Here is a 12,313-nt window from a genome sequence, read left to right as displayed (position 1 = left end):
CACGGTTGCCCGTGCCCCCACCGGGTGCAATCGGCCGTTTCGGGTGAGAGTTCGGGTCCGTGGACCCTGGCAGTAGCGTGAGCGCCATGACTCAAGGTGACGGCGAGCAGGAGATCTACGGCGACTACAGCGTCGACGACGAGGACCAGCCGGGCAACATCGACGACCTCGGCGACGACGACGTCGAGGACCCGCTCGACCGCGGCTACTCCCCGCCCGAGAAGTACTCCGCCGGCCAGGGCTACGGCAACACCGCCTGGGAGGAGGAGCACCGCGAGACCATCGACCAGCGCGTCGGCCAGGAGATCCCCGACGACGACCCCTACGACGTCGAGGACGACGACTTCCTCGACGACGGCGAGGTCGGCAACGCGCGGGCCGGGCGCCTCGTCGACCTCGACGAGGGCCTCGGCGAGGACGAGGAGAAGGACCTGGTCGGCGACGACGTCGGGATCGACGACGGGTCCGCCTCGGCGGAGGAGGCTGCGATCCACATCGTCGAGGACTTCGGGGACGAGTGATCCGCCCCCGAAGGGGGTACGACTTCCCTCGCAATCGAGAGGGAGGTTCTTTCACATGGCATTCCTGCTGTGGATCATCGCCGTCATCCTCGTGGTGGCCGGCATCGTCCAGCTCTTCAAGGGCGCCTGGCTCTGGGGCATCGTGCTGATCGTCGTCGGCTTCGCCGTCGGCCCGGGCGGCTACAGCATCTTCAAGTAGCGCCCGGCGGTACGGCCGACGGCGGGGACATCGACCTCCGCGACCGGACCGCCCTCGTCACCTGATCGACCCGGGGCATCGGCCCGGCCAGCGCCCTCGGGCCGGCCGAGGCCGGTGCGCCGGGTCGGCCCGATCCGCCGAGCGGATCCCACCGCGATTGCGAGAACACGTTCTAGTTTCTCGCTAGGGTGGGCGGGTGCGCTTCTCGATCAGCACCGCCTTCCAGCCCGTCGAGCACCTCGCCGTGCTCGCCCGCACCGCCGACGAGCTCGGCTACCACTCGATGGCGGTCTCCGACCACGTCGTCGACATCGAGGAGCTGGAGACGCCGTACCCCTACACGGCCGACGGCGCCCGCCGCTGGGACTCCAGCGCCGCCTGGCCGGACCCGTGGGTGCTGATCGGCGGGCTCTCCGCCGTGACCACCCGACTGCGCTTCCTGACCTCGGTCTACGTGCCCGCGATCCGCAGCCCCTTCCAGGTCGCCAAGAGCGTCGGTACGGCGGCCGTGCTGTCCGGCAACCGGGTCAGCCTGGGCGTCGGCATCGGCTGGTGCCGGGAGGAGTTCGAGCTCCTCGGCCAGGACTTCACGAGCCGAGCACGGCGTACCGACGAGGCGCTGGCCCTGATGGCCGAGCTCTGGAAGCCCGGGTGGACCGAGTTCGAGGGCGAGTTCTACACCGCGCCCCGCCTGGTCATGGAGCCGACGCCGAGCGAGCCGATCCCGATCGTGGTCGGCGGCCTGTCCGACGCCGCCTTCCGCCGCGCCGCCCGCCACGACGGCTGGGTCGGCGACCTCTACACGATCGAGGAGGCCACGGCCCTCGCCGCGCGCCTCGCCGCGGCCCGCGCGGAGGTCGGCGCTGAGGGCGACTTCTCGGTCATCACCGCACTCAGCGACGCCTTCCTGCCCGAGCACTTCGCCCGGGCCGAGGAGGGCGGTGTCACCGACTGCTGGACCATGCCGTGGGCGTACTACCACGGCCTCGAGGTGACGCTGGAGCAGAAGGTCGACGGGATGGAGCGCTTCGCCGCCGACATCATCCGGCCGCTGAACGGATAGGCCCGGACAGAGGCGTCAGAAATAGCAAGAACCGCTGGCGTCTCGGGTCACCAGCGGTTCTTGATCACAAGAATAGCCAGTGAACGCAAGGAACCATCACGCTTCCCCGGGTCTTGAGGAAACCTTGCGGAACGGACCCGATCACTCCCACTCGATGGTGCCCGGGGGCTTCGACGTGATGTCCACCGCGACCCGGTTGACCTCGGCCACCTCGTTGGTGATCCGGGTGGAGATCCGCTCGAGCACGTCGTACGGGAGCCGGGCCCAGTCGGCGGTCATCGCGTCCTCGGAGGTGACCGGACGGAGGACGACCGGGTGGCCGTAGGTGCGGCCGTCGCCCTGGACGCCGACGGAGCGGACGTCGGCGAGGAGCACGACGGGGAACTGCCAGATGTCGCGGTCGAGGCCGGCGTGGGTCAGCTCCTCGCGGGCGATGGCGTCCGCCTCGCGGAGGATGTCGAGCCGCTCGCGGGTGACCTCGCCGATGATCCGGATGCCGAGGCCGGGGCCGGGGAAGGGGTGCCGCCAGACGATCTCGGCCGGCAGGCCCAGCTGCTCGCCGACCAGGCGGACCTCGTCCTTGAAGAGCGTGCGCAGCGGCTCGACCAGCTCGAACTGGAGGTCGTCGGGGAGCCCGCCGACGTTGTGGTGGGACTTGATGTTGGAGGTGCCGGCTCCCCCGCCGGACTCGACGACGTCGGGGTAGAGAGTGCCCTGGACGAGGAAGGCGACCTTCTCGCCCTCCTCGGCGATCGAGTCGCCCAGGATCTCCGCCTCCGCGGCCTCGAAGGTGCGGATGAACTCGCGGCCGATGATCTTGCGCTTCTCCTCGGGGTCCGAGACCCCGGCGAGCGCGTCGAGGAACTGCTTCTCGGCGTCCACGACCCGCAGGTCGGCGCCGGTGGAGGCGACGAAGTCGCGCTCGATCTGCTCGGTCTCGCCCTTGCGCATCAGCCCGTGGTCGACGTACACGCAGGTCAGCCGGTCGCCGATGGCCCGCTGCACGATCGCGGCCGCGACGGCGGAGTCGACGCCGCCGGACAGGCCGCAGATCGCCTGGCCGCGCTCGCCGATCTGCTCGCGGATCTTCTCCACCTGCTCCTCGACGATGTTGACCATCGTCCAGGTCTGCCGGCAGTGGGCGATCTGGACGAGGAAGTGCTCGAGGACCTTCTGCCCGTGCTCGGTGTGCAGCACCTCGGGGTGCCACTGGACGCCGGCGAGGCCGCGGTCGACGTCCTCGAAGGCCGCCACCGGGGTCTGCGCGGTCGCGGCGAGCACGTCGAAGCCGGCGGGTGCCTGGGTGACCGAGTCGCCGTGCGACATCCAGACGGTGTGCTCGGCGGGGATGTCGGCCAGCAGCGTGCCGGGCGCGCTCACGCTCACCCGGGTGCGGCCGTACTCGCGCGCTCCGGTCGCGGAGACCTCGCCGCCGAGGCCGCGGGCCATGAGCTGGAAGCCGTAGCACATGCCGAAGACCGGGGTACCGGCCGTGAAGACGCTCGGGTCGATGCCCGGCGCACCCTCGGCGTACACCGACGACGGCCCGCCGGAGAGGATGATCGCCTTCGGTCCGCGGGCCAGCATCTCGGCCACGGGCATCGTGTGCGGCACGATCTCGGAGTAGACCCGCGCCTCGCGGACGCGGCGGGCGATCAGCTGGGCGTACTGCGCCCCGAAGTCGACCACCAGGACCAGATCGTGCTCACCCGCCGTCATGGGGTGAGCCTATCGGCCCGGATGTCCACCGCCCGATCCGCGTCGTACCTGACCACATGGTCGTGAAATCGGTCGATCCGCAGCCATTTCGTCAGGTGCGACAGGCGTGCGCGGGTCCGGACACGCATCAGGGCCCGGCCGGGGAGGGAGGGATGGCCGGGCCCTGACCGTCCACGCAACTGCTGGACAGCGCCTGGACATGGGACCCGGTGGTGGGAGGGAGCGTGTACCGGGTCCGCTGGCTCAACGAAGCCCTCACAGGCGGGTCACGGCGGATTCGCAGTCTTTTTCAGACTTTCTCGGTCCGCCTCGGCGGGCGCCCCCGGACCGCTCAGCTGACCCCGACGATCGGCAGCCGGAGCGCCCCCGGCGCGTCGTCCGGGACGACCGGGTGGAGCGGCCGGACCGGCTCGATCCGGGCGTACGCCGCACCCAGGTCGGGGCGGGCGTCCACCTCGCCCTTGTTGGGCCAGAAGGCCATCGCCCGCTCGGCCTGGGCGGTGATCGTCAAGGACGGATTGACGCCCAGGTTGGCGGTCACCGCGGACCCGTCGGCCACGTGCAGGCCGGGGTGGCCGTAGACCCGCTGGAAGGGATCGACCACGCCGGTCTCCGCGGAGTCGCCGATCGCGCAGCCGCCGATGAAGTGCGCGGTCAGCGGCATGTTGAAGGCGTCGCCGACGGCGCTGCCCGGGAAGCCGCCCATGATCTCGGCCATGGTGCGGATCGCCTCGTTGCCCTTGGGGATCCAGGTCGGGTTCGGCTGGCCGTGGCCCTGCCGCGAGGTCAGGTAGCGGCGGCGGGTGAAGGGGATCCGCTTGGTGTACGTCGTGATCGAGTTGTCGAGGCTCTGCATCACCAGCGCGATCACGGTCCGCTCGGACCAGTGCTTCATGTCGTAGAGGTCGAGCACGTCGCGCCGCTGGGCCCACATCTCGCGCAGCCAGGTCCGCCAGCGCGGCTCGTCGCCGTCGCCGTCGGTCAGCACCGACTGGAGCATCGACATCAGGTTGCTGCCCGGGCCGTAGCGCACCGGCTCGATGTGCGTGCTCTCGTCGGGGTGGAAGCTGGAGGTGATCGCGATGCCCTGGCTGTAGTCGACGCTGGTGTCGGGCGCGATCACGCCGCCGATCGACTCGGAGTTGGTGCGCGCGAGGTAGCCGACCCGCTCCGAGAGCCGCGGCAGGTGGCCCTCGTCCTTCATCTGGTGCAGCAGCCGCTGGGTGCCGAGGGCGGACGCGGCGAAGACGACCTGCTCGGCGGTGAGCACGCGCTTCGACGTACGGCGCGCGATCTTGGCCTTGGTGTAGCGCACGTGGACGTCGTAGCCGCCACCGTCGCGGGGCGCGACCCGGGTGACCGTGGTCAGCGGCAGCACCTTCGCTCCGGCCGACTCGGCGAGGTGGAGGTAGTTCTTGACCAGGGTGTTCTTGGCGTTGTGGCGGCAGCCGGTCATGCACGACCCGCAGCCGATGCAGGTCTTGCGCTCCGGGCCCGCGCCCCCGAAGAACGGGTCGTCGACGGTCTGGCCCATGCCCGCGCCCGGCCCGCCGAAGAAGACGCCGACCGGCGTCGGGTGGAAGGTCTCGGCCACGCCCATCTCGGTCGCGACCTTCTCCATCACCTCGTCGGAGGGGGTGCGCAGCGGGTTCTCGACCACGCCGAGCATCCGCTTCGCCTGGTCGTAGTAGGGCGCGAGCTCGTCCTGCCAGTCGGTGATGTGGCTCCACTGCGGGTCGTCGAAGAAGGCCGGCAGCGGCTCGTAGAGCGTGTTGGCGTAGACCAGCGACCCGCCCCCGACGCCCGCGCCCGAGACGATCAGGCAGTCCTTGAGGGCGTCGATCCGCTGGATGCCGTAGCAGCCGACCTCGGGGCGGAAGAGGTACTTCGCGACGTCGAACGACGTCTCCGGCAGGTCGTCGTCCTCAAAGCGGGCGCCCGCCTCGAGCACGCCGACCCGGTAGCCCTTCTCGGTCAGCCGGAGCGCGGTGACGGAGCCGCCGAAGCCGGACCCGATGACCAGGACGTCGAAGTCGAGACCAGCGTCGAGATCGGTCACGCTCGGCCCAGCTTCTTCATCAGGCGCAGGTTGGCGTTCATCACCTTGGCGTACATCTCGTCGCTCATGCCGAACTGCGGGCCGAAGCGGATCAGCCGCTGGGTCGCGACCGACTGCGTCTCGGTGTAGCGCAGCACGCCCTCGGCGCCCTGGCGCCGGCCCATGCCGGACTCGCGCATGCCGCCCATCGGGGCGTCGATGCTGGCGAAGGTGGCGGCGAACGCCTCGTTGATGTTGACCGTGCCGCACTTGACGTGGCGGGCGAGGAACCGCGCGCGGGCGCCGTCCTCGCTGTAGATCGACGCATTGAGGCCGTACTGCCCGTCGTTGGCGCGCGCGATCGCGTCGGCCTCGTCGTGGAAGCGGTAGATCGAGACGACCGGTCCGAAGGTCTCCTTGCCGAAGCAGGTCATGTCCGGACTGACGCCCTCGAGGATCGTCGGCTCGAAGAAGTAGGGGCCGAGGTCCGGCCGAGCGTTGCCGCCCGTGAGCACCCGGGCGCCCTTGGCGACCGCGTCCTCGACGTGGGCGGTAACCGCCTCGAGCTGGCGCTGCGAGATCAGCGGGCCCATGTCGTTGCCCCAGTCGAGCGTCGCGCCGAGCGTGAGCGCCTGGGTGCGAGCGACGAAGCGCTCCACGAAGCGGTCGTAGACCTGGTCGGCCACGAAGATCCGCTCCATCGACACGCAGAGCTGGCCGGAGTTGGAGAACGACGCGCGGACGGCGCCCTCGGCGGCCTTCTCGACGTCGGCGTCGCGGAGCACCAGGAGGGGGTTCTTGCCGCCCAGCTCGAGCGAGCAGCCGATCAGCCGGTCCGCGCAGGCCTTGGCGACCGAGCGGCCGGTGGCGGTCGAGCCGGTGAAGCAGACGTAGTCGGCGGACTCGATGATCGCGCCGCCGATCTCGGCGCCCGGCCCGGCGACGGTCTGCCACAGGTCGGCCGGCAACCCGACCTGGTCGAGCAGCTCGGCGCCGATCAGGGCGGAGAGCATGGTCTGGGCGTCCGGCTTGATCACCACGGCGTTGCCGGCGAGCAGCGCCGCCATGCCGTCGATGAGCGCGAGGTTGAAGGGGTAGTTCCAGGGCGAGATGATCCCGACCACGCCCTTGGGCACGCGGTTGACCTCGACCCGGGTGAGGCCCGGGACGACGCCGAGCTTGCGTTCGGTGCCGAGGTGCTTCTCCGCCGTACGCCCGTAGTAGCGGGCGGTGAGCGCGACGTGGAGCGGCTCGTCGAAGGCGTGCTTGCGGGCCTTGCCCGACTCGAGCTGGATCAGGTCGATGATCTCGTCCTGGCGGTCGAGCACGAGGTCGTGCAGGCGCAGCAGCAGCGCGGCACGCTCGGAGATCGGGGTGCGCGCCCACGCGACCTGGGCGCGACGTGCGCGGGAGAAGGCCTCGGCCACGTCGGCCGGGGTGCTCTGCGGGATGTGCGCGAGCGGGGCGTCGTCGAGGGGCGAGCGCACCTCGGCGGTGGTCCCGCTGGTGGCCAGCAGCCGCCGGGTCAGGCGGGCGACCTCGTCGGGCTCGAGGGCGTACGACGCGCGCGGGTCGTGCTCGGGGTCGCGCGGCCCCTCGGTGAGGGGACCACCGGCCGGCGTGGGGTTCTGGGCGCTCATGAGACCGAGAGTATGTGACCCGCGTCTCGTGGACTACCCCGGAGTAGCCAGGTGTGGCGATTTACACAACGCGAGTGGATGTCAAGCGGCTGGTCGGGGCGGTCCCGCTGGTTCCCCAAGGGATGACGGTGAACCCGCACTCCCCTCGGTGAGCTCCGCGGGGGAAGCGTCGGTTCACCAAGGGATCACGGTCAACCGACGGCACCTGCTGGTTCCCCTCGATCCCTTGGTGAACCAGGAGTCCACCTCCGCGAGCTCCCACCCGCCTACGCGGTGTCCCACCGGAACAGCCGGGCGGCCACGAGCGTGACCACGAGCGCGAACGCCGCGAGGATCGCCATCGGCACCAGCGCCGCCGTCCACGGCTCGCCGCGGACCATCACGTCGAGCATCCCGTCGTTGAGGTGCTTGAGCGGCAGCAGCTCGGAGAAGGTCTGGAGCCACTGCGGGGCGTCGTCGAGGGCGAAGAACGAGCCGGACAGGAAGGCCATCGGGAGCACCAGGAAGTTGGCCGCGTTGACCGCGCCCTCCTGGGTCTTGGTGATCGCGCCGGCGAGCAGCCCGATGGCCATGAAGCAGAGCGTGCCGACCACGAGCAGCGGGATCGCCATCCACCACGCGCCGGTGAGGGTGAGCCCGAAGAAGATCCCGCCGACCCCGATGAAGATGGCCATCTGCACGAGCGCGATCGACACGGTCACCGACACCCGCGCCCCGACCACGGACCGCGTGGAGACCGGGGCCAGCTGGAGCCGGCGCAGCAGCTTGCTCTGCCGCCAGCCCTGCAGGGTCGCGGCGGCCCCGAAGGCCGCGCTCATCGCGACCGCCCAGCCGAGCAGGCCGGGTGTGTAGTACTGGATCGTCGAGAGCGAGTCGTCCTCGACCGACTCGACCCGGAGGTCGTACGTCGGCTGCTGCCCGGTCAGCGCGATGTTGGTGCCGTCGACCAGCGCCCGGAGCGTCCCGGCCACGATGCCGGCCTTCGCCGGGTCGGTCTGCGAGTAGTGCGCCACCAGGGTGTCGCCCTGCTGCTCGACCGCGACGTCCGCGTCGCCCTTGCGGACCTGGTCGAGCGCGTCGTCCAGGTCGTCGGAGCGGACGACGTGGAAGGTGTCGTCGAAGTCGTCCCGGGCGTCGGCGGGCAGGTCGTCGACCAGCGACGCGTCGCCGACCACGATCATGTCGACCTTGCCCACGGACTGGTCGGAGAAGAGGCCGCCGAAGAGGACCAGGAACATCAGCGGGAAGACGACGGCGAAGAAGACCGACGTACGGTCGCGCACGAAGCCGCGCAGGATCGCCCGGGAGAGGGCCCAGAAGGGCTTCATGCGCGGTACTCCCGGCCGGTGAGGTCGAGGAAGACGTCCTCGAGGGTGCCGGTCTGCACGCGGACGCCATCGAGGCGGCCGGCCTCCGCGAGCCGGGCGAGCTCGGCGGCCGGCTCCCGGGTGGTGATGACCTCGTCGTCGGCGAGGGTGATCCGGGTGGGCGCGTCCAGCCGCCGGATCAGGGCGGCGGGGGTGGCGTGCACGAGGATCCGGCCGTGGTCCATGACCGCCACCCGGTCCGCGAGGATCTCCGCCTCGTCCATGTAGTGGGTGGTGAGCACGACCGTCCGGCCGGACTCGTTGATGTCGGTGAGCAGGTCCCAGAGGTTGCGACGGGCCTGCGGATCCAGCGCCGCCGTCGGCTCGTCGAGGAAGACCAGCTCGGGATCGTGCACCAGCGCGCAGGCGATCGAGAGCCGCTGCGCCTGGCCGCCGGAGAGGTCCTCCACGCGGGCGTCGGCCTTCTCCACGAGCCCGACCCGCTCGAGCCACTCGTCGGCGCGACCCGCCGCGACGCCGTACAGGGCGGCGAAGGTGTGGATCTGCTCGCGCGCGGTCAGCCGCTCGAAGAAGGACGACGCCTGCAGCTGGACGCCGATCCGCGGCAGCAGTCGCGGGTTGCGCGGCCAGGCGGGCAGCCCGAGCACGGTCGCGGTGCCGGAGTCCGGTCGGCGCAGCCCCTCGATGGTCTCCAGCAGCGTGGTCTTGCCGGCGCCGTTGGGGCCGAGGATCCCGACGAACTCGCCCTCCTCGACCGTGAGGGTCACGCCGTCGACGGCGCGCAGGTCGCCGTAGGTCATGGTGAGGTCGGTGACCTCGATCGCCGCCGTCACGCGACCGGGGCCGTCAGGGGCCAGGGCCGGGTCCGCTCGAGCTGCGCGGAGAGCGAGAGCAGCGTCGTCTCGTCGTCGGTGCGGCCGACCAGCTGCACGGCGAGCGGCAGCCCGTCGTCGGCGAGGCCGCACGGCACGGAGGCGGCCGGGTTGCCGGCGACGTTCCAGATCGCGGCGTACGCGATCGACGGCATCGCCCGCAGCGACGCACGCAGGGTGCCCACCCCGTCGAGCCGGCCGACCGGCGGCGGCCGGTGCGCGATCGCCGGGGTGAGCAGCACGTCGACGTCCTGGAAGACGCGGTTGGCGCGCTCGGAGATCCGGTCGGTGCGGGCCAGCGCCCACTCGAGGATCTCGGGCTTGACCCAGGAGCCGAGCCGGTAGGTCTGGCGGGTCCGCCGCTCGAGGCGGTCGAAGTGCTCGACCTGGTTGGCCTCGGCGCGGATGCCGGAGAAGAACTGCGGCACGAAGGCCGGCGTCGGGTCCGGGTAGTGCGGGTCGACCTCGCGCACGTCGTGCCCGAGCGAGGTCAGCACCCGGGCGGTGTCCTCGACGGCCTGCACGTGCGCCGGGTCGGGCCGGACGCCGAGCGCCACGGCCTTCGTCGACCAGCCGATCCGGAGTCGCCCGGGGTCGCGGCCGACGGCGTCGACGAACGACGCGTCGCCACCGGCCCGGTAGGCGTCCGAGGGCATGCTGCCGCGGATCGCGTCGTAGACGAGGGCCGAGTCGAGCACGCTGCGGGTCAGCGGCCCGGCGGTGCCGAGCGCCCACCACAGGTGCGGGTACGGCGCGGTCGTCACGCGGCCGCGCTGCGGCTTGAGGCCGAAGAGACCGCAGCTGGCGCTGGGGATCCGGATGGAGCCGCCGCCGTCGCCGCCGATCCCGGCCGGGACCATGCCCGCGGAGACGGCGACCGCCGTACCGCCGCTGGAGCCGCCGGGTGTGCGGGTGCGATCCCACGGGTTGCGGGTCACGCCGCGCGAGGCCGACTCGGTGAAGGGGAACGCGCCGAACTCCGGCATCGTCGTCTTCCCGATGATCACCGCGCCCGCGGCCCGCAGCCGCCGGACCACCTCGCCGTCCGCGCGGGCCGGCGTGGAGTTGCCGTCGCCACCGAACGTCGTGACCGTGCCCGCGACGTCGAGCTCCTCCTTGATCGCGATCGGTACGCCGTGCAACGGGCCGGGCGGCTCGCCGCTCGCGAGGGCGGCGTCGCGCAGCTCGGCCTCGGCGATCGCCTCGTCGACCAGCACGCGGGAGAACGCGTTGAGCGCCGGGTCCCGGGCCTCGATGCGGGCCAGGGCGGCCCCGACCACCGCCCGCGCCGACATGACTCCCCCGGTGACCAGCTCGACGGTGTCCGCGACTCCAGCCCGGGCGAGGTCGGTCATGCCGCCGAGACTAGCGAGTCACATGTCGACGCCGATGAACATCGGGTCACCGCCGGTCATCCGCAGGGTGCCGAGCTCGACGCAGGTCCCGGACGGCACCTCGCAGTCGTAGAACGTGTCCCCCGGCGCCCCGCGCTGGCTGCCGGCCATCAGGATCGAGCCGTCCGTGTCGACCGCGAAGAACGTGCCCTGGTGGTCGAGCACGATCGGGTCGCCACCGTCGGTGGGCTCGAGACGGTTCGACCAGTACAGAACGTGTGCGCCGTCGAAGGTGAGCTGCGCGTCGATGGCACCCTCGACCAGGCGGTACGCCGGTGCCGCCGGCCCGCTGGGCCGCTGACCGTCGTAGAGCACCACCCCGCCGCGGACGTCGGCCACCGAGGTCCTCGGACCCGCGAGGTCCGACTCGGTGTCGGTCGCGGGGTCCCAGACCGTCGTCCCCTCGCCGGTGCGCAGGAAGACGACGCCGTCGTCGAGCGCGTCGATGACCGTGTCGCCGGGCACCGGGTGGGTCGCCACGACCGTGCCCCGCGCCAGGTCGCGCACCACGACGGTGGGCTGCCCGTCGACGGTCGCGCCGTAGGCCACCCACGGGTTCACCGAGTCGGCCTTCGACGTCGGCAGGAAGTCGCCGCGCTCGGCGCCGGGCTGCAGCGGGACGGAGTCCCCCGACTCCTCCAGGAGCATCGGGACGCCGTCCGCGTAGAACACGATCCCGAACGGAGTCGCGGCCGCGTCGGTGTCGAGCGCCTCGAGGTCGGCGGCCGGAACGGTGCGGTCGCCGAGGTGCACGACGCGCCCGGGGTCGGCGTACGCCCGCAGCCCGTCGCCGAAGTCCAGCCGGCCGATCGGGTCGATCCGGCGCTCGGACCGGTCGTCGGCTCCGCCCGGGCGGAGCGCGTAGCCGGCGACGGCCACCAGGACGACGGCGCCGACCACCAGCGGGGCGCGTCGCCGCCGCCGGATCCGGCGGCCCTGCTGCTCGACCCGGTCGAGGTCGGCGGGCGGAACAGGCACGTCGTCGAGACGGTCGTGCAGGAGCTCGGCGAGTCCGGTCATGACAGGTCTCCGATCGTGACGCCGGCGTGCCGGCGGAGGGCGGCGAGGGCGTCGGACGCCTGGGACTTCACGGTGCCGCGGGAGCAGCCGAGGACCTCGGCGATCTGCTCCTCGGAGAGGTCCTCGTAGTAGCGGAGCACCACGACCGCCCGCTGGCGCACCGGCAGGGCGAGCACCGCGCGCCACAGCTCGTCGCGGTCGGCGACGGCCGCCGTCGCGTCGGGCATGCCCCGGTCGGGCGGCGACTCGCTGGCCCGCTCGCGGCGCCAGGGTCGGCGGGCGGCGCTGATCACCTCGTTGACGACGATCCGCCGCACGTAGGCCTCGGGGTGCTCGGCCGCTCGGACGCGGCGCCACGACGCGTACGCCCGGGCGAACGCGGTCTGCAAGGCGTCCTCCGCGGCCGCCGCATCCCCCGCCACGGCGTACGCCGTCCGGTAGAGCCGCGGCCACGTCGAGCGGTAGAACTCCGCGAAGTCGTCCGTCTGCATGTCCTCCAGACGCAGCCGGGGGCCGCCG

General features: G+C 71.9%; 11 protein-coding genes. 3 read left to right on the top strand and 8 right to left on the bottom strand.

All coding sequences use genetic code 11. The features are described from left to right. Positions 1-86 precede the first annotated feature (86 nt). The 3 genes from K8U61_RS18330 to K8U61_RS18320 all read left to right on the top strand — a co-directional run bounded on the left by K8U61_RS18330 (position 87) and on the right by K8U61_RS18320 (position 1,783). Positions 87-521: a DUF5709 domain-containing protein gene (locus K8U61_RS18330; RefSeq protein WP_224124498.1), complete on the top strand. Its 435-nt coding sequence runs from the start codon at positions 87-89 to the stop codon at positions 519-521. Between the two features lie 55 nt (positions 522-576). Further along, complete coding sequence (locus tag K8U61_RS18325) at positions 577-720, top strand: GPGG-motif small membrane protein (RefSeq protein WP_224124497.1); 144 nt, start codon at positions 577-579, stop codon at positions 718-720. A 196-nt stretch (positions 721-916) separates the two neighbouring features. Further along, a complete protein-coding gene (locus tag K8U61_RS18320; protein WP_224124496.1) occupies positions 917-1,783 on the top strand; it encodes a TIGR03619 family F420-dependent LLM class oxidoreductase in 867 nt (288 codons plus the stop codon). Between the two features lie 141 nt (positions 1,784-1,924). On the opposite strand, the gene guaA is transcribed toward K8U61_RS18320, so the two are convergent. From guaA to K8U61_RS18280, 8 genes are all read right to left on the bottom strand, one after another. Further along, positions 1,925-3,502: a glutamine-hydrolyzing GMP synthase gene (gene guaA / locus K8U61_RS18315; RefSeq protein ID WP_224124495.1), complete on the bottom strand. Its 1,578-nt coding sequence runs from the start codon at positions 3,500-3,502 to the stop codon at positions 1,925-1,927. Positions 3,503-3,833: 331 nt separating this feature from the next. After that, a complete protein-coding gene (locus K8U61_RS18310) occupies positions 3,834-5,561 on the bottom strand; it encodes a GMC oxidoreductase (protein ID WP_224124494.1) in 1,728 nt (575 codons plus the stop codon). After that, complete coding sequence (locus K8U61_RS18305) at positions 5,558-7,180, bottom strand: succinic semialdehyde dehydrogenase (RefSeq protein WP_224124493.1); 1,623 nt, start codon at positions 7,178-7,180, stop codon at positions 5,558-5,560. Before K8U61_RS18305 ends, K8U61_RS18310 begins: the two co-directional genes overlap by 4 nt. 266 nt (positions 7,181-7,446) lie before the next feature. Next, on the bottom strand, positions 7,447-8,508 hold the full coding sequence (locus K8U61_RS18300) for an ABC transporter permease (RefSeq protein ID WP_224124492.1): 1,062 nt from the start codon (positions 8,506-8,508) through the stop codon (positions 7,447-7,449). Then, positions 8,505-9,341, bottom strand: coding sequence for an ABC transporter ATP-binding protein (locus K8U61_RS18295; RefSeq protein ID WP_224124491.1), 837 nt, complete (start codon positions 9,339-9,341; stop codon positions 8,505-8,507). Before K8U61_RS18295 ends, K8U61_RS18300 begins: the two co-directional genes overlap by 4 nt. After that, a complete protein-coding gene (locus K8U61_RS18290; protein WP_224124490.1) occupies positions 9,338-10,735 on the bottom strand; it encodes an amidase in 1,398 nt (465 codons plus the stop codon). The genes K8U61_RS18295 and K8U61_RS18290 overlap by 4 nt, the downstream gene beginning before the upstream one ends. 18 nt (positions 10,736-10,753) lie before the next feature. Further along, positions 10,754-11,794 (bottom strand): hypothetical protein, encoded by a 1,041-nt coding sequence (locus K8U61_RS18285; protein WP_224124489.1) that lies wholly within the window; start codon positions 11,792-11,794, stop codon positions 10,754-10,756. Next, a complete protein-coding gene (locus tag K8U61_RS18280) occupies positions 11,791-12,285 on the bottom strand; it encodes a SigE family RNA polymerase sigma factor (RefSeq protein WP_224124488.1) in 495 nt (164 codons plus the stop codon). Before K8U61_RS18280 ends, K8U61_RS18285 begins: the two co-directional genes overlap by 4 nt. Positions 12,286-12,313: the final 28 nt, after the last annotated feature.

The organism is Nocardioides mangrovi, from assembly GCF_020073815.1.
GTDB classification, from domain to species: domain Bacteria; phylum Actinomycetota; class Actinomycetes; order Propionibacteriales; family Nocardioidaceae; genus Nocardioides; species Nocardioides mangrovi.
This window is presented reverse-complemented; position numbering and strand designations above follow the sequence as displayed.

Coding starts and splice junctions, on each gene's coding strand:
- K8U61_RS18300 (WP_224124492.1), bottom strand. CDS start 8,508: ATGAAGCCCTTCTGGGCCCTCTCCCGGGCGATCCTGCGCGGCTTCGTG.
- guaA (WP_224124495.1), bottom strand. CDS start 3,502: ATGACGGCGGGTGAGCACGATCTGGTCCTGGTGGTCGACTTCGGGGCG.
- K8U61_RS18330 (WP_224124498.1), top strand. CDS start 87: ATGACTCAAGGTGACGGCGAGCAGGAGATCTACGGCGACTACAGCGTC.
- K8U61_RS18280 (WP_224124488.1), bottom strand. CDS start 12,285: ATGCAGACGGACGACTTCGCGGAGTTCTACCGCTCGACGTGGCCGCGG.
- K8U61_RS18305 (WP_224124493.1), bottom strand. CDS start 7,180: ATGAGCGCCCAGAACCCCACGCCGGCCGGTGGTCCCCTCACCGAGGGG.
- K8U61_RS18285 (WP_224124489.1), bottom strand. CDS start 11,794: ATGACCGGACTCGCCGAGCTCCTGCACGACCGTCTCGACGACGTGCCT.
- K8U61_RS18325 (WP_224124497.1), top strand. CDS start 577: ATGGCATTCCTGCTGTGGATCATCGCCGTCATCCTCGTGGTGGCCGGC.
- K8U61_RS18290 (WP_224124490.1), bottom strand. CDS start 10,735: ATGACCGACCTCGCCCGGGCTGGAGTCGCGGACACCGTCGAGCTGGTC.